Source organism: Pseudomonas sp. SCPG-7 (assembly GCF_002156405.1).
Taxonomy (GTDB): domain Bacteria; phylum Pseudomonadota; class Gammaproteobacteria; order Pseudomonadales; family Pseudomonadaceae; genus Aquipseudomonas; species Aquipseudomonas parakoreensis.
In genome coordinates, this window is the sequence record NZ_MVOO01000008.1 from 186,492 (window position 1) to 204,837 (window position 18,346).

Genomic DNA, 18,346 nt, shown 5'->3' on the forward strand with positions numbered 1-18,346 from the left:
TACTCGGTCACTGTGGGAGCGGGCTTGCCCGCGAATGCATTCTGTCAGTCACATTTTTATCGACTGACCCACCGCTATCGCGGGCAAGCCCGCTCCCACAGGTCGTGTGCAAGCTTTTAAAAATCCTTGCAGAGCCGCAACGCGTCATAGATCGCAGCATGGGTATTACGCTGCGCCACGCAGTCGCCGATGCGGAACAGCAAGTAGCCGTCACCGGTGCTGCTCAACGATGGCTGCGGCTGGATCGCGAACAGCGCTTCGACGTCGATCTGGCCCTTGTTGCGCGAACCCTCTTTGAGCGCGTAGTAGATTTCCTCATCCGGACGCACGCCGTTCTCCACCACCACCTGATCGACCACCCGCTCCTCTTTGGCGCCGGTGTATTCGTTCTCCAGCACCGCGACGAGTTTGTCGCCTTCGCGGTAGACCTTCTCCAGCATCATGTCGCCGGTCATGATCACTTCTTTCGGGTACATGCTGCGGTAGTAGGTCGGGAACGATGTACCGCCGATGGCCACGCCCGGTTTGATGTCGTCGGTGACGATCTCGACCTGGCTGCCCTTGTCGGCGAGGAAGTCGGCGACCGACATGCCGGTAAACTCGCAAATGGTGTCGTAGACCAGTACGTTCTTGCCCGGCGCGACCTTGCCGTCGAGCACGTCCCAGCTGCTGACCACCAAGCCTTCGGCGGCGCCCCAGTGTTCGTTCTGCTCAAGGTATGGGTGACCACCGACCGCCAGCACCACGATGTCCGGACGCAGGTCCATGATGGTGTCGGCATCCGCCGCCGTGCCCAGACGCAGGTCGACTTTCAATCGCGCCAGTTCCAGTTGGAACCAGCGGGTGATCCCGGCGATCTGGTCACGCTGCGGCGCTTTCGACGCCGTGGTGATCTGCCCGCCGATGAATTCTTTCTTCTCGAACAGGGTCACGTCGTGGCCACGTTCGGCCGCCACACGCGCAGCTTCCATCCCGGCTGGGCCGGCACCGACGATCACCACCTTGCGTTTCGGCCCGGTGGACTTCTCGATGATGTGCGGCACGCCCATGTATTCACGGGACGTCGCGGCGTTCTGGATGCACAGCACGTCCAGACCTTGGTACTGACGGTCGATGCAGTAGTTGGCGCCGACACACTGTTTGATCTGGTCGACCTGGCCCATCTTGATCTTGGCGATCAGGTGCGGGTCGGCGATGTGCGCGCGGGTCATGCCGACCATGTCGACGTAACCGCCTTCAAGGATGCGTGTGGCCTGGTTCGGGTCCTTGATGTTCTGCGCATGCAGCACCGGAACCTTGACCACTTCCTTGATTCCGGCCGCCAGGTGCAGGAACGGCTCCGGCGGATAGCTCATGTTCGGAATCACGTTGGCCAGGGTGTTGTGGGTGTCGCAACCCGAGCCGACGACGCCGATGAAATCGAGCATGCCGGTATCGTCGTAATACTTGGCGATCTGCTTCATGTCTTCGTGGGACAGACCGTCCGGGTGGAACTCGTCACCGCAGATACGCATGCCCACGCAGAAGTCGTCACCGACCTCGGCACGCACGGCTTTCAGTACTTCCAGGCCAAACTTCATCCGGCCTTCGAAGCTGCCACCCCATTCGTCAGTACGCTTGTTGACGCGCGGGCTCCAGAACTGGTCGATCATGTGCTGGTGCACGGCCGACAGTTCGACACCGTCCAGACCACCGGCCTTGGCGCGGCGCGCGGCTTGCGCGTAGTTGCCGATCACCCGCCAGATTTCTTCCGGCTCAATGGTCTTGCAGGTCGCACGGTGCACCGGTTCACGGATGCCCGACGGCGACATCAGGGTCGGCCAGTGAAAACCGTCCCAACGTGAGCGTCGGCCCATGTGGGTAATCTGGATCATGATCTTGGCGCCGTGCTTGTGCATGGCGTCGGCCAGATTCTGGAAGTGCGGAATGATCCGGTCGGTGGACAGGTTCACCGAACTCCACCATTGCTGCGGGCTGTCGATGGCGACCACCGACGAACCGCCGCAGATCGCCAGGCCAATGCCGCCCTTGGCTTTCTCTTCGTAGTATTTGACGTAGCGCTCGGTGGTCATGCCACCGTCAGTCGCGTAGACCTCGGCGTGCGCGGTGCTGAGCACGCGGTTGCGGATGGTCAGTTTGCCAATTTGAATTGGCTGGAACATTGCTTCGAAAGCCATGGCGGGTTCCTCGACTTACAACGGCTTGACGGTGAACAGGCCGTCGTCGTGGCCTTCTTCGGAGCCACCGTAGACTTGCTCGGCAACCGTACGAATCTTGCTGCCGCGAGCGGCGAGAATCTGATCCATGGCGCCGGCAAACCAGCCGGTGAACATGTAGTCGACCTTGCGCCCGACCTTGCCGTACACGTAGACGAACGCCGAGTGTTCGAGCTTGACGCTGGCGGTGCCTTTGTCGAGGTCGATGTCCTGAATCTTGAACAGGCCCCAGCCGCGTTGCGACAGGCGCTTCATGTAGTGCTCGAACACCGCGACGCCTTCCAGGCCGTGGCATTCAGCTTCTTTTTCGCACCAGTGCCAGGCGGACTTGTAGCCGGCCTTGTAGAGGATCTCGGCATAGGCGTCGGCGCCCAGCACTTCCTCGATGCCCATGTGGTTATTGACGAAAAAGTGGCGTGGCACGTAGAGCATCGGCAGGGCGTCGGAGGTCCAGACACCGGTTTCACTGTCGACTTCGATTGGCAATTGCGGGGCGATCTTGGCCATGGAAACTTAACTCCAGAAAATTCGGTTTGTTGCCCCCGGCGCGGACGGTCGGGGGAAAGGATTCAGAAGTGCGGCGGCTTATTCGCCCCAGACATCCTTGAGAACGTTGACCCAGTTCTCGCCCATGATCTTGCGCACCACGCGCTCGGAGTGGCCGCGCTTGAGCAGGGTTTCGGTCAGGTTCGGGAACTCGCCGACAGTGCGGATGCCCAGCGGGTTGATGATCTTGCCGAAGCTGGTCAGACGACGGGCGTAGCCCTTGTCGTGGGTCAGGTATTCGAAGAAGTCCTGGCCGTGACCCTGGGTGAAGTCGGTGCCGATGCCGATGGCGTCTTCGCCGACGATGTTCATGGTGTATTCGATGGCCTCGGCGTAATCGTCGATGGTCGAATCGATGCCCTTGGCGAGGAACGGCGCAAACATGGTCACGCCGACAAAACCGCCGTGGTCAGCGATGAACTTCAGTTCAGCATCGGACTTGTTGCGCGGGTGCTCTTTCAGACCCGACGGCAGGCAGTGGGAATAGCAGACCGGTTTTTTCGATTCGAGGATGACTTCCTCGGACGTCTTGGAACCGACGTGGGACAGGTCGCACATGACGCCGACGCGGTTCATCTCGGCGACGATTTCGCGGCCGAAGCCCGACAGGCCGCCGTCACGCTCGTAGCAACCGGTGCCGACCAGGTTCTGGGTGTTGTAGCACATCTGCACGATGCCGACGCCGAGTTGCTTGAACACCTCGACATAGCCAATCTGGTCTTCGAACGCGTGGGCATTCTGGAAGCCGAAGAGGATGCCGGTCTTGCCCTGCTCCTTGGCGCGACGGATGTCGGCGGTGGTGCGCACCGGCATTACCAGATCGCTGTTTTCGCGGATCAGCTTCTGGCTGGCGGCGATATTGTTCACAGTCGCCTGAAAGCCTTCCCACACCGACACGGTGCAGTTGGCCGCCGTCAGACCGCCCTTGCGCATGTCTTCGAACAGCTCGCGGTTCCATTTGGCAATGATCAGACCGTCGATAACGATGCTGTCGGCGTGTAATTCGGCTGGGCTCATCAGGCGTCCCCTTATTGGCGATTCATGCGCCGAATCGTCTGCCGGCGCTTTGGGGCCAGCATATGCCTCGGTGCCCGGGCGACCGGGTGCAAAAACGACAGGGGAATTGCCGAAAGCGTCAATCCGCGACAAAGGGTCGCCAGGCGCTCCGATCAGCTACCTGTTCAAGCCCGCCAGCTTGAGCCAGAATCTGGCGCATCTTGGATACACCACTGGATTAGAGCGGCGACAACCATGAAATCGATCTTCCTGGCTTTGGCACTGATGGCGACCGGCGTACACGCCGCCGAAGACACCGACAACAACCCGTGCGACGCGGTGGAAAACGACGTCCAGACCCTGGAATGCTCGACCTACAGCCGCACCACCGCCGAAGACCTGCTCAAGGACAATTACGCCAGCCTCAACGAGCGCATGCAGACCACCTATGGCAAAAACGCCGCGCAACTGGCCGACATCACCGCCAAATTGAAAACCGCCCAGCAACAATGGCTGAAAACCCGCGACGCCGATTGCGCCGTGGAAGCCTTCCCCGCCACCGAAGGCAGCAAGGCATTCAAGATTGCGCAGAATGACTGTGTGGCGCGGATGAGTGACGAAAGGTCGGAGTTTTTGGAGTCGATTGGGCAGGAGTGAGGAGCTGCGCTGTAAGCTGCACCTCATATAGCCAATCAAGGGACACTCATGAACATCTGCGGCATCGAAATCAAAGGCAGCGAAGCGATCATCGCCGTGGCCTCCCTTGACGGGGCAACGCTGAGCCACGTGGCGCTCAACACCAAGAAAATCGCCCTCGACGATGATGACGAGGCGGCCAACGTCAAACGCTTCGCGGCGCAGGTTGCCTCGTTTGTGCGCGAACACTCGATTGAACGGATTGCGATCAAGAAACGTAGCAAGAAGGGTGAGTTTGCCGGTGGGCCGACCACGTTCAAGATCGAAGGTGTGTTTCAGTTGCTCGATGGGTGTGAGGTGACGCTGTTGTCGCCGCAGACGATCAATGCGCAGGCGAAGAAGCACAATTTCGAGCTGCCGGGGACGTTGAACAAGTATCAACATGAGGCTTATAAAGCGGCGTGTTCGGCGTTGGTGAAGAAGTAACGCGATTCCCGACATCACATTGAAACTTGTGGGAGCGGGCTTGCCCGCGATGGCGGTGTGTCAGGCAATAACAATGTTGGATGTGCTGGACTCATCGCGGGCAAGCCCGCTCCCACAGGGTTCTATGGCGTTGCTAAAACCCTTCAGGCTTGGGCGGTACGCCGGTCTTCGCGGGGGCAGCGTGCGAACTTCGCGCGGTAGCTGCGGGTAAAATACGACGGCGATTCAAACCCGCAGGCGATACTGACTTCGAGCACGCTCATATCAGTCTGGCGCAATAACTGCCGGGCCTTTTCCAGGCGCAACCGCAGATAGAAATTGCTCGGCGTGTCGTTCAGGTGCAGCCGAAACAGGCGCTCCAATTGCCGCCGCGTCACCTTGATCGATTCCGCCAGTTGCAGCGTGGTCAGCGGTGGTTCGCTGTGCTGTTCCATCTCGCCAATCACTTGCACCAGCTTCTTGTTGCTGATGCCGTAGCGCGTGGCGACTTCCATGCGCTGGTGGTCCTTGCGCGGACGGATCCGCCCCAGCACGAACTGCTCGCTGACCTGAATCGCCAGTTGCGGGCCGTGGGCCTGGGCGATCAGATCGAGCATCAGGTCGATAGACGCGGTGCCGCCCGCGGAGGTGATGCGCCGCCGGTCGATCTCGAACAGCTCCTGGGTCACGCTCAGCTGTGGATAACATTCCTTGAACGCATCGATGGCTTCCCAGTGCAGGGTCAGGCGATGGCCGTCGAGCAGGCCGGCTTCGGCAAGGACGAAACTGCCGGTATCGATGGCGCCGAGGGTCACGCCTTCGTTGTCCAGCCGGCGCAGCCAATGCTCAAGGGTTGGCGTGGCGAACTTCAGCGGTTCGAATCCCGCCACCACCAATAGCGTCGCACCTTTCTTCAACGGCTCCAGCGCCGCGTCGGCGTTGACCGACATGCCATTGCTCGCCAGCACCGCGCCGCCATCGGCGCTGAGCACGTGCCAGCGGTACAACTCACCGCGAAAGCGGTTGGCCACCCGCAGCGGTTCGATCGCCGAGATGAAACCGATGGCGGAAAAACCCGGCATCAACAGAAAGTAGAAATCCTGGGACATGGTGCGCACTCGGTTAGCGGGTAGCGTGGATCGTTGATACGCCGATTGTCGTCAGCGTTCAAGCGCACAGGTCGCTACAGTGCAAGAGCCAGTCGCCGCAGTGCGCTTTCAAGGGCCTACAGCTGCGTAACTTTGCATCACCGGCACGCCAGATGCCGGAACTCACAATAAACGACCTGCCGAGGAACCCGACATGAAACGACTGATCAGCAGCTGTGTTCTTGCACTCAGCGGTACCGCTTTCTTGAGCGCCAGCGTCATGGCGGCCGAACCTGCGTCGTGCCAGAACGTGCGCATGGGCGTCGTGAACTGGACTGACGTGATCGCCACCAGTGCCATGACCCAAGTGCTGCTCGACGGCCTCGGCTACAGCACCAAACAAACCAGCGCGTCCCAGCAGATCATCTTCGCCGGGATCCGCGATCAGCGGCTGGACCTGTTCCTCGGCTACTGGAACCCGCTGATGACCCAGACCATCACCCCGTTCGTCGACGCCAACCAGGTCAAAGTCCTTGAAGCACCGAGCCTGAAGGACGCCCGCGCGACCCTCGCCGTGCCAACCTATCTGGCGGACAAGGGCCTGAAAACCTTCGCCGACATCGCCAAATTCGAGAAGGAACTGGGCGGCAAAATCTACGGCATTGAACCGGGCTCGGGCGCCAATACGCAGATCAAGGCGATGATCGCCAAGAACCAGTTCGGCCTCGGCAAATTCCAGCTGGTCGAGTCCAGCGAAGCCGGGATGCTCGCCGCCGTGGACCGCGCCGTACGCCGCAAGGAAGCCGTGGTGTTCTTCGGCTGGGCGCCGCACCCGATGAACGTGAACGTCAAGATGACTTACCTGACCGGCAGCGAGGACGCCCTCGGTCCGAACGAAGGCATGGCCACGGTATGGACTGTTACCGCGCCGAAATACGCCGAGCAGTGCCCGAACGTCGGTCGCCTGCTGAGCAACCTGACATTCACCGCCGAAGACGAGAGCCGGATGATGCAGCCGCTGCTCGATCACAAGGACGCGTTCGAATCGGCCAGGCAATGGCTCAAGGATCACCCCGAAGACAAGCAGCGCTGGCTGGAAGGTGTAACCACCTTCGATGGCAAACCGGCCGCTGAAAACCTGCAACTGACCAGCAAATAAATCACCGGAAATCAACGCTTCGCAGCCCCGAACAGGGCTGCGAACAGACCCATCACGCCTGAAGGAAACCGCACCATGAACCACGACGTCATCATCACCTGCGCACTTACCGGTGCTGGCGACACGACCGCCAAAAGCCCCCACGTGCCGGTCACCCCGAAACAGATCGCCGCGGCTGCCGTGGAAGCCGCCAAGGCCGGCGCCACCGTGGTGCATTGCCATGTGCGCGACCCGCAGACCGGCAAGTTCAGCCGTGACGTGGCGCTGTACCGTGAAGTGATGGAGCGCATCCGCGAGGCTGACGTCGACATCATCGTCAACCTCACCGCCGGCATGGGCGGTGACCTCGAAATCGGTGCCGGCGAGCACCCGATGGAGTTCGGCCCGAACACCGATCTGGTCGGCCCGCTGACCCGTCTGGCCCACGTTGAAGAACTGCTGCCGGAAATCTGCACCCTCGATTGCGGCACGCTGAACTTTGGCGACGGCGACACCATTTACGTCTCGACCCCGGCGCAACTGCGCGCCGGCGCCAAGCGCATCACCGAGCTGGGGGTGAAGGCCGAACTGGAAATTTTCGACACCGGCCACCTGTGGTTCGCCAAACAGATGATCAAGGAAGGCCTGCTCGACAACCCGCTGTTCCAGCTGTGCCTGGGCATCCCGTGGGGCGCACCGGCGGACACCACCACCATGAAAGCCATGGTCGACAACCTGCCGGCGGACGCGGTGTGGGCCGGGTTCGGCATCGGCCGCATGCAGATGCCAATGGCCGCACAAGCGGTGCTGCTCGGCGGCAACGTGCGGGTCGGCCTGGAAGACAACCTGTGGCTGGACAAAGGCGTGCTGGCGACCAACGGCCAACTGGTCGAACGTGCCAGCGAGATCCTCAGCCGCCTTGGCGCCCGGGTGCTGACCCCGGCTGAAGGCCGCAAAAAGATGGGCCTGACCCAGCGCGGCTAAATCTCAGCCCCAAAAATGGGGCCCCGACTGCACCCCAATTACACCTGTAGGAGCTGCCGCAGGCTGCGATCTTTTGATCTTGCTTCAAACAATCAAAATCAAAAGATCGCAGCCTTCGGCAGCTCCTACAGGAAACACCTTTTTCCGGGAGTTCCTATGAGCTTTATCACCGACATCAAAACCTTCGCCGCCCTCGGCAGCGGTGTCATCGGCAGCGGCTGGGTCGCGCGTGCCCTCGCCCATGGCCTCGACGTGGTGGCCTGGGACCCGGCGCCCGGCGCTGAAGCTGCGCTGCGCAAACGCGTGGCCAATGCCTGGGGCGCGCTGGAGAAAAACGGTCTGGCGCCTGGCGCCTCGCAGGATCGTCTGCGTTTTGTCGCGACCATCGAAGAATGCGTGCGCGATGCCGATTTCATTCAGGAAAGTGCCCCGGAACGCCTCGAGCTGAAACTCGATCTGCACAGCAAAATCAGCGCAGCGGCCAAGCCCAATGCCTTGATCGGATCGAGCACTTCCGGCCTGTTGCCGAGCGAGTTCTACGAGAGCTCGACCCGCCCTGAACGCTGCGTGGTCGGTCACCCGTTCAATCCGGTTTACCTGCTGCCGCTGGTGGAAGTGGTCGGTGGCAAGCACACCGCGCCCGAGGCCGTGCAAGCGGCGATGAAAGTCTACGAATCCCTCGGCATGCGCCCGCTGCATGTGCGCAAGGAAGTGCCGGGATTCATCGCTGACCGTCTGCTCGAAGCGCTGTGGCGTGAGGCGCTGCACCTGGTCAACGACGGCGTGGCGACCACTGGCGAGATCGACGACGCGATCCGTTTTGGCGCCGGGCTGCGCTGGTCGTTCATGGGCACGTTCCTGACCTATACGCTGGCCGGTGGCGACGCGGGGATGCGCCACTTCATGTCGCAGTTCGGCCCGGCGTTGCAGTTGCCGTGGACGTATCTGCCGGCACCGGAGCTGACTGACAAGCTGATTGACGATGTGGTCGATGGCACCAGCGATCAGCTCGGCCGCCACAGCATTTCAGCGCTGGAGCGCTATCGTGATGACTGCCTGCTGGCGGTGCTGGAGGCGGTGAAAGCCACCAAGGAAAAGCACGGGATGAGTTTCAGCGAGTAATCGCCTTCCCCTGTGGCGAGGGAGCTTGCTCCCGCTCGGCCGCGAAGCGGTCGTAAAACCAGCGAATGCTGTCTGACCGACGCACCGCGATCAGAGGTTTTGGGGCTGCTGCGCAGCCCAGCGGGAGCAAGCTCCCTCGCCACAAGTGTGCATTACGCCAGCGATCTATGGAGTTCAACCATGCCCACCCTCACCACCTACCAAACCACCATCATCCCCGACTGGGTCGACTACAACGGCCATCTGCGCGACGCCTTCTACTTGCTGATCTTCAGCTACGCCACGGACGCCCTGATGGACCGTCTCGGCATGGACAGCAACAACCGCGAAGCCAGCGGCCACTCACTGTTTACCCTCGAACTGCACCTGAATTATCTGCACGAAGTGAAGCTCGACGCCGAGGTCGAAGTGCGCACGCAGATCATCGGTCACGACAGCAAACGCCTGCACCTCTATCACAGCCTGCACCTGGCCGGCGACGACAAGGAACTGGCCGGCAATGAGCAGATGCTGCTGCACGTCGACCTCGCCGGCCCGCGCTCGGCACCGTTCACCGCCGATACCCTGAGCCGTCTGCAAGCCATCGTCGCCGAGCAAGTCGATCTGCCCGCCCCGGCTTACATCGGCCGCGTCATCGCCCTGCCACCCGCCCGCTAATTCCTCCCACGCAAGGAGCCACCATGCACACCGCTGCCGCTGTTGCCGATTTCCGCAGTTATCCGTTGATCAGCGCGCTGAGCGGCGTGCAGAACCTGACGGATCGCGTTTCGCTGGCCTGGGCTGATGGCCGTGTCAGCCCGTTTCACCATGTCTGGTTGCGGGACAACTGCCCGTGTGAACAGTGCGTCTACAACGTCACCCGCGAGCAGGTATTCGAGATCGTCGATGCCGCGCCGGATCTGGCTCCCGTTAACGCGCAAATCGACAGCGACGGCTGTCTGCAGATCGACTGGCAGGACGGCCACCACAGTCGCTTTGATCCGGGCTGGCTACGCGCCCACGCCTATGACGACGAGTCCCGCGCCGAACGTCTGGCGACCAAACCCCAGCCCTATCTGTGGCGCAGCAATTTGCAGCTACCGGCATTCGACTATTCAGCGCTGATGAACGACAACGGTGCGCTGCTGCAATGGTTGATCGCGGTGCGCGACATCGGCCTGACTCAGGTGCGCGGCGTGCCCACCGAACCAGGTTCGCTGAAGCTGATCGCCCAGCGCATTTCGTTCATCCGCGAGAGCAACTTCGGCGTGCTGTTCAACGTGCAGTCCAAGGCCGATGCCGACAGCAACGCCTACACCGCTTTCAACCTGCCATTGCACACCGACTTGCCGACTCGCGAGCTGCAACCAGGGCTGCAATTTCTGCATTGCCTGGTGAATGACGCCGAAGGTGGCGAAAGTATTTTTGTCGACGGTTTCGCGATTGCCGACGCGTTGCGTCAGGAGGCACCGGAGTTGTTTCAGGCGCTGTGCGAAATCCCCGTGGAGTTTCGCAACAAGGACCGCCACAGCGACTATCGTTGCCTGGCGCCGATCATTGCGCTGGATGCGCTGGGCCGGGTTGCGGAGGTGCGCATGGCGAACTTTCTGCGCGGTGCATTCGATACGTCGGTGGAGCAGATGCCGCTGCTGTATCGCGCCTATCGACGCTTGATTGCGATGACCCGTGAGCCACGTTTTCGCCTGATGCAGCGACTCAATCCGGGTGAACTGTGGTGCTTCGATAATCGCCGCACGCTGCATGCGCGCAATGCGTTTGACCCAGCCACCGGGGCGCGGCATTTCCAGGGCTGCTACATCGATCGGGATGAGTTGTTGTCGCGGATTCTGGTGTTGCAACGCTAGACCGCTAAAAGCAAAAGATCGCAGCCTCCGGCAGCTCCTACAGGGGATCGCATTTCAACTGTAGGAGCTGCCGGAGGCTGCGATCTTTTGACTTTCATAAAATTAAAAAAAGCCCCGATACAAGCCGTGACAGGATCGGGGCAGAGGGTACTGTTGAGGAGCTGCCAGTCGAGGGTGACCAAACCGTCTGTAGCGAGCTGAGGCCAGTGTGCCCACTCCCCTTTGCACTGAGTTAGCCGAAAACGACCTGTTCATAGCCGTCGCGGCCACTGCGACAAATCACCCTTGCCGTGCCTGCGCATGCCCACCAGAATCGAGCCACGACCTCCATTGCCGAAGAAGGAAGCGCGCCATGATGTATGCCGATTTGATCGATCAGGAAGACTTGTTGGGCCAGCTCAAGGCATTGGGGTTTCAGGTGCCGAGCGGCTCGACAGCGGAGCAGGCCTGCGAGTGTGCGGTGCGTGGTCTGGACAATGTTCGCGCGTTTGAATTGCGCAAGATGGTCAAGGACATGTACACCAGCGGCGCCAGTATTCAGCCTGCGGTGCGTCAGGCGATCGACAAGCAGTTGTTGCCGGCGTTGGCGCAGTTCCAACAGACCCACAGCGCCTGACGAGCAACTGTGGCGAGGGAGCTTGCTCCCGCTGGGCCGCGAAGCGGCCCCAAACCGGCAGATGCTCTATTCCAGATAAATCGCATTTCGCAGGTTTAACGAGCGCTTCGCGCCCGAGCGGGAGCAAGCTCCCTCGCCACAAAAACTTTCCGGTCTACAGCCTTACGCTGGCAAACGTCGACTCATTGCGCGCCTGACTCAACGCCGACATCGGCCCCGACAGCGGCGACATCACGATGGCCTGCGGCAGCGGCAGCATCGCCACTTGCTGGGTGGTATTGGAGCCTACGCGTTCGTCACGCGGCGGAATGCCGAAGTATTCGCGGTAGCATTTGGAGAAGTGCGGCGTCGACACGAAACCACACACCGAGGCCACTTCGATGATCGACATCGGCGTCTGCTTGAGCAGTTGCCGCGCGCGGATCAGGCGCAGCTTGAGGTAGTAACGCGACGGCGAGCAGTGCAGGTATTTCTGGAACAGCCGCTCCAGCTGGCGACGCGACACGGCGACGTATACCGCCAGTTCGTCGAGGTCGATCGGCTCTTCCAGATTGGCTTCCATCAGCGCGACGATTTCCTGCAGCTTCGGCTGGTTGGTGCCGAGCATGTGCTTGAGCGGCACGCGCTGGTGATCCTGCTCGTTGCGGATGCGCTCATAGACGAACATTTCCGAGATCGCAGCAGACAGTTCGCGACCGTGATCGCGGCTGATCAGGTGCAGCATCATGTCCAGTGGCGCGGTACCACCGGAACTGGTGAAACGGTTACGGTCGAGGGTGAACAAGCGAGTGCTCATCGCCACACGCGGGAAGGCTTCCTGCATCGCCGCCAGACATTCCCAGTGCACGCTGCAATCGAAACCGTCGAGCAGCCCGGCGCAAGCCAAAGCCCAGCTGCCGGTGCACACCGCGCCCAGCCGCTTGGACTGACGCGCCTGGCTCTGCAGCCATGACACGTGCTCGCGGGTCACGGTACGTTGAATGCCGATCCCGCCGCAGACGATCACGGTGTCCAGGGGCGGGGCTTTGTGCATGGAGGCATCGGGGGTGATTTGCAGACCGTCACTGGCCCACACCTGTCCGCCATCGACGGTCAGGGTGCTCCAGCGATACAGCTCACGACCGGACAATTGGTTGGCCATGCGCAGGGGTTCGACTGCGGAGGCCAGAGAAATCAGCGTGAAATTGTCCAGCAGCAGAAAGCCGATGGATTGAGGCGCACGGTTCTGGGGTTGGGCCCCGGAGTTGAACGACGTCATCGCGGTATCTCCTCACACAAAGCGGGTGATGGCCTCAGGCGGAGGCTCTTGTTATTGCCGGCGTTCTCACGTGGGAGACGGGCTTTGTTATGACAGAGCAAATGCCATGCCTAAAATTGAATGGCCGTTCAATAACTCCTGAAAACGACGTCGCGACGTGTCTATTCAAGACGTCGGCCAACAGCTGTTTCGAAGTGCCATCAGCGGCGGTGAGGGCCCTGCCCCGCTGCCTGTGAGCAGATCGGTAGCACTTGTGGGAACTGGCCTGCGCGCAGTCTGTGGGGAGTGTCACCGCAGGCACGGGTGACGGACGGTAGCGGGTGCGAATGGCGCACTGCGAGTGGGAAAAGCTCTTATCTGATTGCGACGCGCTAAAAGGTGGCGCCTGCGGTTATGTGTGTTCCGTTAGCGAGCAGTTTTGACTGGTCTGGCCTCATCGCTGGCAAGCCAGCTCCCACAGATTCTGTGGTGATACAGAAATCGTGATCACACTGAAAATCCCTGTGGGAGCTGGCTTGCCAGCGATGGGAGCAATACGGTCTCAGCACTCAACCGCGCTAACGGCCAAACCACCGCGCGAAGTCTCTTTATATTTGTCATGCATATCGGCGCCGGTATCGCGCATGGTGCGGATCACCCGGTCCAGCGAGATGAAGTGCTGACCATCGCCGCGCAAGGCCATCTGCGCCGCGTTGATCGCTTTCACCGCCGCAATCGCATTGCGCTCGATGCACGGCACCTGCACCAGGCCGCCGACCGGATCGCAGGTCAGGCCGAGGTTATGTTCCAGACCGATTTCCGCCGCGTTGCACAGTTGCTCCGGTGTCGCGCCCAAAATCTCTGCCAGACCCGCTGCCGCCATCGCGCAGGCCGAACCCACTTCACCCTGGCAGCCGACTTCGGCACCGGAGATCGAGGCGTTCTTCTTGCACAGAATCCCCACCGCCGCCGCACCCAGAAAGTAGTCGACGACGTTGGCGTCGGTGACCGCTTCGCTGAACTTCATAAAGTAGTGCAACACCGCCGGAATGATCCCCGCCGCGCCATTGGTCGGCGCCGTGACCATACGCCCGCCCGCGGCGTTTTCTTCGTTGACCGCCAGTGCGAACAGGTTGACCCATTCCATCGCGCTCAACGTCGAGCCGATTACGTTGGGCTTGTTCAATTCCTGCAGGTTGCGATGCAACTTCGCCGCACGCCGACGCACATTCAAACCACCGGGGAGGATGCCTTCGTGCTTGAGGCCCTGCTCGACGCAATCCTGCATCGCCCGCCACAGCTTCATCAGGCCGGCGCGGATTTCTTCTTCGCTGCGCCAGACCTTTTCGTTGGCCATCATCAATTCGGCGACGCGCAGATTGTTCTTTTGGCACAGCTGCAGCAGTTCCACCGCGCTGGAAAAGTCATAGGGCAATTCAGTGCGATCCAGATCGACCACACCGCTGGATGCCTGTGCCTGATCCACCACGAATCCGCCGCCGACCGAATAGTAGGTGTCGCGATGAATCTCGCCGTGATCACCTTCGGCAATCAGGGTCATGGCGTTGGGGTGGAACGGCAGGTTCTCGTCGATCAGGCGCATGTCACGCGCCCAGACAAACGGCACCGACAAGCGGCCGTCCAGAAGAAGCGTGTGGGTTTCACGCAGGGCCTGGATTCGCGGGCCGATCTGCGACGGGTCGATTGCGTCCGGCCACTCGCCCATCAGACCCATGATCACCGCGTTGTCGCTGCCGTGACCGATGCCGGTGGCCGACAGCGAACCGAACAGTTGCACTTCTATACGCCGCACCTGTTCGAGCAGGTGCCGGTCGCGCAGCGATTCGACAAACAGGGCCGCGGCGCGCATCGGGCCGACGGTGTGGGAACTGGACGGGCCGATGCCGATTTTGAACAGGTCGAAAACGCTGATAGCCATTGCTGCAGAGCTCCTGAGGATGCCGTTCCCGGGCGTTAAGCGCCCGCTGGCGGAGCTGCTACGCTCAAGCTGCGATCCGCCGGAATGCCCGCATCATCAGGCTTTTGTCAGGTCGCCCGGCGTCTGACACCGACGCACTCATGCCCACCAACGCCGTGCCGGTTTCCTCCCCTGTTTCCGCCGTTTTTATGCGGTTCAGATGGCCAAACGGGGTAGAAAAAAGCTGTAAACGACGTCACTGACACTGGATGCGACCATCCCTGTACTGGATACGACCCACCCTGTAGGCGTCAGATTTTCACTGGTACATGATCGTTATGACTCGATTGCAAGGCGCCGTGGTAGAGCTGTCTCCAGAACGCCATCCAACCGCAACCTATAAGTGCGGTGGTCCACAGTCGGAACACTGCCAAAAAAAACACCAAGGAGTCCATCCATGAAAGGTTCCCCGTCGTTGTTGTTGGCCGCCATGCTGAGTCTGCCGTTACTGGCTCACGCTGCAGAACCCGCTCAGTGCAGTACCGTGAACTTCTCCGATGTCGGCTGGACCGACATCACCGCCACCACCGCCACCACCTCGGTGGTGCTCGACGCCCTCGGCTACAAGACCAAGACCACCATGATCTCCGTGCCCGTGACCTACAAGTCGCTGGCCGACGGCAAGAACATGGACGTGTTCCTCGGTAACTGGATGCCGACCATGGAAAACGACATCAAGGCCTACCGCGATGCCGGCACCGTCGAAGTGGTGCGCACCAACCTCAAGGGTGCCAAGTACACCCTCGCCGTACCGCAAGCCCTGTACGACAAGGGTCTGCATGACTTCGCCGATATCGCCAAATTCAAGAAAGAGCTCGACGGCAAGATCTACGGCATCGAGCCCGGCAATGACGGTAACCGCCTGATCCAGAGCATGATCGACAAGAACGCTTTCGGCCTGAAGGACGCCGGTTTCAAAGTCGTCGAATCCTCCGAAGCGGGCATGCTCTCGCAGGTTGACCGCGCACAGAAACGCGACACCGCCGTGGTCTTCCTCGGCTGGGCGCCGCACCCGATGAACAAGCGCTTCAAGATTCAATACCTGACCGGCGGCGATGACTTCTTCGGCCCCGATTTCGGTGCTGCGACCGTGGCGACCAACACCCGCAAGGGTTACACCACTGAATGCAGCAACGTCGGTCAGTTGCTGAAGAACCTGGAGTTCACCGTCGACATGGAAAGTACCCTGATGGGCAACATCCTCGACGACAAGATGAAGCCTGAAGCGGCCGCCAAGGCCTGGCTGAAAAAGAACCCACAGGTGCTCGATACCTGGCTCGCTGGCGTGACCACCATTGACGGTAAACCTGGCCTGGAAGCCGTGAAAGCCAAGCTCGCACAGTAATTGCCTTACGCCGGGCGAGTTCGCTCGCCCGGGCTGTTTATTCCTTGCATGCGGACGTTCACTACCATGCTGATTGATCAGAAAATCCCTTTAGGCCAGTACATCGCGGGCTTCGTTGAATGGTTGACGCAGCACGGCGCCAGCACCTTCGACGCAATCGCCGTGACCCTGGAAACGATGATCCACGGCGTGACGTTTGCGCTGACCTGGTTCAACCCGCTGGTGCTGATCGGCCTCATCGCCCTGCTGGCCCACTTCATCCAGCGCAAATGGGGGCTGACGGTGTTCGTCATCGCCTCGTTCCTGCTGATCCTCAATCTGGGTTACTGGCAGGAAACCATGGAAACCCTCGCCCAGGTCATGTTCGCGACCCTGGTCTGCGTGGTCATCGGCGTGCCGCTGGGCATCGTCGCCGCGCACAAGCCGATGTTCTACACTTTAATGCGTCCGGTACTCGATCTGATGCAGACCGTACCAACCTTCGTTTACCTCATTCCTACCCTGACCCTCTTCGGGCTGGGTGTGGTACCGGGCCTGATCTCCACGGTGGTGTTCGCCATCGCTGCGCCGATCCGCCTGACCTACCTGGGCATCCGCGATGTCCCGCAAGAACTGATGGATGCCGGCAAGGCCTTCGGCTGCTCGCGTCGCCAATTGCTTTCACGGATCGAACTGCCTCACGCCATGCCGAGCATCGCGGCCGGCATCACCCAGTGCATCATGCTGTCGCTGTCGATGGTGGTGATCGCGGCACTGGTGGGCGCCGATGGACTCGGCAAACCGGTGGTCAACGCACTGAACACTGCTGATATCGCCCTGGGCTTCGAAGCGGGCCTGGCGATCGTACTGCTGGCGATCATGCTCGACCGTATCTGCAAACAACCCGACGCCAAAGCAGGGGGTGACGCATGAGCATAATTCGCTTCGATAACGTTGACGTGATCTTCACCAAGGATCCGCGCGAAGCACTGAAACTGCTCGATCAAGGTTTGACCCGCAGTGAGATCCTGAAAAAGACCGGGCAGATCGTTGGCGTGGAAAAGGTCAGCCTGGACATCAACAAAGGCGAGATCTGCGTGCTGATGGGCCTGTCCGGCTCCGGCAAGTCGAGCCTGCTGCGCTGCATCAACGGCCTCAACACCGTCAGTCGCGGCAAGCTGTTCGTCGAGCACGAAGGCAAGCAGATCGACATTGCTTCCTGCACCCCGGCCGAGCTGAAAATGATGCGCACCAAACGCATCGCCATGGTGTTCCAGAAGTTCGCCCTGATGCCGTGGCTGACGGTGCGCGAGAACATCAGCTTCGGTCTGGAAATGCAGGGCCGGCCGGAAAAGGAACGGCGCAAGCTGGTCGACGACAAGCTCGAACTGGTGGGCCTGACCCAATGGCGCAACAAGAAGCCCGATGAACTCTCCGGCGGCATGCAACAGCGGGTCGGACTGGCCCGGGCGCTGGCGATGGACGCCGACATTCTGCTGATGGACGAACCGTTCTCGGCCCTCGACCCGCTGATCCGTCAGGGTCTGCAGGACGAACTGCTGGAACTGCAACGCAAGCTGAGCAAGACCATCGTGTTTGTCAGTCACGACCTCGACGAGGCACTGAAACTGGGGAGCCGCATCGCGATCATGAAGGACGGCCGAATCATCCAGTACAGCGTGCCGGAAGAGATCGTGCTGAACCCGGCGGACGACTATGTGCGCACCTTCGTGGCCCACACCAATCCGCTCAACGTGCTCTGCGGTCGCAGCCTGATGCGCACGCTGGACAACTGCAAACGCATCAACGGTTCGGTGTGCCTCGACCCGGGCGGCGACTCGTGGCTGGACCTGGCCGAAGGCAACACGATCAAGGGTGCGCGGCAGAACGGTTCGGTGCTGAACCTGCAGAACTGGGCACCGGGCCAGGCCGTGGAAGGTCTGGAGCGCAAACCGACGCTGGTGGACTCGAACATCGGCATGCGCGACGCGTTGCAGATTCGCTACCAGACCGGCAACAAACTGGTGCTGCACGACAATAACCATGTGGTGGGGATTCTTGGCGACAGTGAGCTGTATCACGCGTTGCTGGGCAAGAACCTGGGGTAAGAACCCCGGACACAAAAACGCCGCGAGAGGATCGCGGCGTTTTTGTTG

At 60.9% G+C, this 18,346-nt stretch carries 17 protein-coding genes; 11 read left to right on the forward strand and 6 right to left on the reverse strand.

Annotated features, from left to right (window positions below; all coding sequences use genetic code 11):
* Positions 1-116: 116 nt before the first annotated feature.
* The 3 genes from dgcA to B1722_RS16985 form a co-directional block, all read right to left on the reverse strand.
* Positions 117-2,177: a dimethylglycine demethylation protein DgcA gene (dgcA, locus tag B1722_RS16975; RefSeq protein ID WP_047297072.1), complete on the reverse strand. Its 2,061-nt coding sequence runs from the start codon at positions 2,175-2,177 to the stop codon at positions 117-119.
* Positions 2,178-2,192: 15 nt separating this feature from the next.
* Positions 2,193-2,723, reverse strand: coding sequence for a DUF5943 domain-containing protein (locus B1722_RS16980; RefSeq protein WP_007926354.1), 531 nt, complete (start codon positions 2,721-2,723; stop codon positions 2,193-2,195).
* 78 nt (positions 2,724-2,801) lie between these two features.
* Positions 2,802-3,779, reverse strand: coding sequence for a dipeptidase (locus tag B1722_RS16985; RefSeq protein WP_007962626.1), 978 nt, complete (start codon positions 3,777-3,779; stop codon positions 2,802-2,804).
* A gap of 234 nt (positions 3,780-4,013) precedes the next feature.
* Here B1722_RS16985 and B1722_RS16990 point away from each other — a divergent pair, with 234 nt between their 5' ends.
* Together B1722_RS16990 and B1722_RS16995 are read left to right on the forward strand one after the other, a co-directional pair.
* Positions 4,014-4,415: a lysozyme inhibitor LprI family protein gene (locus tag B1722_RS16990; RefSeq protein ID WP_086793643.1), complete on the forward strand. Its 402-nt coding sequence runs from the start codon at positions 4,014-4,016 to the stop codon at positions 4,413-4,415.
* A 48-nt stretch (positions 4,416-4,463) separates the two neighbouring features.
* Positions 4,464-4,880, forward strand: coding sequence for a DUF3010 family protein (locus B1722_RS16995; RefSeq protein ID WP_086793584.1), 417 nt, complete (start codon positions 4,464-4,466; stop codon positions 4,878-4,880).
* 143 nt (positions 4,881-5,023) lie between these two features.
* Here the strand turns inward: B1722_RS16995 and B1722_RS17000 are convergent, their stop codons facing one another.
* Positions 5,024-5,968, reverse strand: a complete 945-nt coding sequence (locus tag B1722_RS17000; RefSeq protein WP_086793586.1) for a GlxA family transcriptional regulator — start codon at positions 5,966-5,968, stop codon at positions 5,024-5,026.
* A 193-nt stretch (positions 5,969-6,161) separates the two neighbouring features.
* On the opposite strand from B1722_RS17000, the gene B1722_RS17005 reads away from it, so the two are divergent.
* The 6 genes from B1722_RS17005 (at position 6,162) to B1722_RS17030 (ending at position 11,651) form a co-directional block, all read left to right on the forward strand.
* A complete protein-coding gene (locus tag B1722_RS17005) occupies positions 6,162-7,106 on the forward strand; it encodes a choline ABC transporter substrate-binding protein (protein WP_041063355.1) in 945 nt (314 codons plus the stop codon).
* A gap of 75 nt (positions 7,107-7,181) precedes the next feature.
* Positions 7,182-8,069, forward strand: a complete 888-nt coding sequence (locus tag B1722_RS17010) for a 3-keto-5-aminohexanoate cleavage protein (RefSeq protein WP_086793588.1) — start codon at positions 7,182-7,184, stop codon at positions 8,067-8,069.
* Positions 8,070-8,225: 156 nt separating this feature from the next.
* Positions 8,226-9,191 carry an L-carnitine dehydrogenase gene (locus tag B1722_RS17015; protein ID WP_086793590.1) on the forward strand — a complete coding sequence of 322 codons (966 nt, stop codon included), beginning with the start codon at positions 8,226-8,228 and terminating at the stop codon, positions 9,189-9,191.
* A 180-nt stretch (positions 9,192-9,371) separates the two neighbouring features.
* A complete protein-coding gene (locus tag B1722_RS17020; RefSeq protein WP_086793591.1) occupies positions 9,372-9,848 on the forward strand; it encodes a thioesterase family protein in 477 nt (158 codons plus the stop codon).
* Between the two features lie 23 nt (positions 9,849-9,871).
* Positions 9,872-11,035, forward strand: a complete 1,164-nt coding sequence (locus tag B1722_RS17025; RefSeq protein ID WP_086793593.1) for a gamma-butyrobetaine dioxygenase — start codon at positions 9,872-9,874, stop codon at positions 11,033-11,035.
* A gap of 352 nt (positions 11,036-11,387) precedes the next feature.
* Entirely contained in the window at positions 11,388-11,651 is a 264-nt protein-coding gene (locus tag B1722_RS17030) for a hypothetical protein (RefSeq protein WP_041063364.1), read from the forward strand.
* A 154-nt stretch (positions 11,652-11,805) separates the two neighbouring features.
* Here the strand turns inward: B1722_RS17030 and B1722_RS17035 are convergent, their stop codons facing one another.
* Entirely contained in the window at positions 11,806-12,909 is a 1,104-nt protein-coding gene (locus B1722_RS17035) for a GlxA family transcriptional regulator (protein ID WP_007949927.1), read from the reverse strand.
* A gap of 541 nt (positions 12,910-13,450) precedes the next feature.
* The gene (locus tag B1722_RS17040) at positions 13,451-14,827 is read right to left on the reverse strand and encodes an L-serine ammonia-lyase (protein ID WP_041063379.1); all 1,377 of its coding nucleotides are present in this window, start codon (positions 14,825-14,827) and stop codon (positions 13,451-13,453) included.
* A 436-nt stretch (positions 14,828-15,263) separates the two neighbouring features.
* On the opposite strand from B1722_RS17040, the gene B1722_RS17045 reads away from it, so the two are divergent.
* From B1722_RS17045 to choV, 3 genes are all read left to right on the forward strand, one after another.
* Positions 15,264-16,211 (forward strand): choline ABC transporter substrate-binding protein, encoded by a 948-nt coding sequence (locus tag B1722_RS17045; protein WP_041063381.1) that lies wholly within the window; start codon positions 15,264-15,266, stop codon positions 16,209-16,211.
* Positions 16,212-16,277: 66 nt separating this feature from the next.
* Complete coding sequence (gene choW, locus B1722_RS17050; protein WP_041063383.1) at positions 16,278-17,123, forward strand: choline ABC transporter permease subunit; 846 nt, start codon at positions 16,278-16,280, stop codon at positions 17,121-17,123.
* Complete coding sequence (choV, locus tag B1722_RS17055) at positions 17,120-18,298, forward strand: choline ABC transporter ATP-binding protein (RefSeq protein ID WP_086793595.1); 1,179 nt, start codon at positions 17,120-17,122, stop codon at positions 18,296-18,298. Before choW ends, choV begins: the two co-directional genes overlap by 4 nt.
* Positions 18,299-18,346 lie beyond the last annotated feature (48 nt).

Excerpts from the sequence above, each read along its gene's own strand:
- dgcA (WP_047297072.1), bottom strand. The coding sequence starts at position 2,177 with ATGGCTTTCGAAGCAATGTTCCAGCCAATTCAAATTGGCAAACTGACC.
- B1722_RS16980 (WP_007926354.1), bottom strand. The coding sequence starts at position 2,723 with ATGGCCAAGATCGCCCCGCAATTGCCAATCGAAGTCGACAGTGAAACC.
- B1722_RS16985 (WP_007962626.1), bottom strand. The coding sequence starts at position 3,779 with ATGAGCCCAGCCGAATTACACGCCGACAGCATCGTTATCGACGGTCTG.
- B1722_RS16990 (WP_086793643.1), top strand. The coding sequence starts at position 4,014 with ATGAAATCGATCTTCCTGGCTTTGGCACTGATGGCGACCGGCGTACAC.
- B1722_RS16995 (WP_086793584.1), top strand. The coding sequence starts at position 4,464 with ATGAACATCTGCGGCATCGAAATCAAAGGCAGCGAAGCGATCATCGCC.
- B1722_RS17000 (WP_086793586.1), bottom strand. The coding sequence starts at position 5,968 with ATGTCCCAGGATTTCTACTTTCTGTTGATGCCGGGTTTTTCCGCCATC.
- B1722_RS17005 (WP_041063355.1), top strand. The coding sequence starts at position 6,162 with ATGAAACGACTGATCAGCAGCTGTGTTCTTGCACTCAGCGGTACCGCT.
- B1722_RS17010 (WP_086793588.1), top strand. The coding sequence starts at position 7,182 with ATGAACCACGACGTCATCATCACCTGCGCACTTACCGGTGCTGGCGAC.
- B1722_RS17015 (WP_086793590.1), top strand. The coding sequence starts at position 8,226 with ATGAGCTTTATCACCGACATCAAAACCTTCGCCGCCCTCGGCAGCGGT.
- B1722_RS17020 (WP_086793591.1), top strand. The coding sequence starts at position 9,372 with ATGCCCACCCTCACCACCTACCAAACCACCATCATCCCCGACTGGGTC.
- B1722_RS17025 (WP_086793593.1), top strand. The coding sequence starts at position 9,872 with ATGCACACCGCTGCCGCTGTTGCCGATTTCCGCAGTTATCCGTTGATC.
- B1722_RS17030 (WP_041063364.1), top strand. The coding sequence starts at position 11,388 with ATGATGTATGCCGATTTGATCGATCAGGAAGACTTGTTGGGCCAGCTC.
- B1722_RS17035 (WP_007949927.1), bottom strand. The coding sequence starts at position 12,909 with ATGACGTCGTTCAACTCCGGGGCCCAACCCCAGAACCGTGCGCCTCAA.
- B1722_RS17040 (WP_041063379.1), bottom strand. The coding sequence starts at position 14,827 with ATGGCTATCAGCGTTTTCGACCTGTTCAAAATCGGCATCGGCCCGTCC.
- B1722_RS17045 (WP_041063381.1), top strand. The coding sequence starts at position 15,264 with ATGAAAGGTTCCCCGTCGTTGTTGTTGGCCGCCATGCTGAGTCTGCCG.
- choW (WP_041063383.1), top strand. The coding sequence starts at position 16,278 with ATGCTGATTGATCAGAAAATCCCTTTAGGCCAGTACATCGCGGGCTTC.
- choV (WP_086793595.1), top strand. The coding sequence starts at position 17,120 with ATGAGCATAATTCGCTTCGATAACGTTGACGTGATCTTCACCAAGGAT.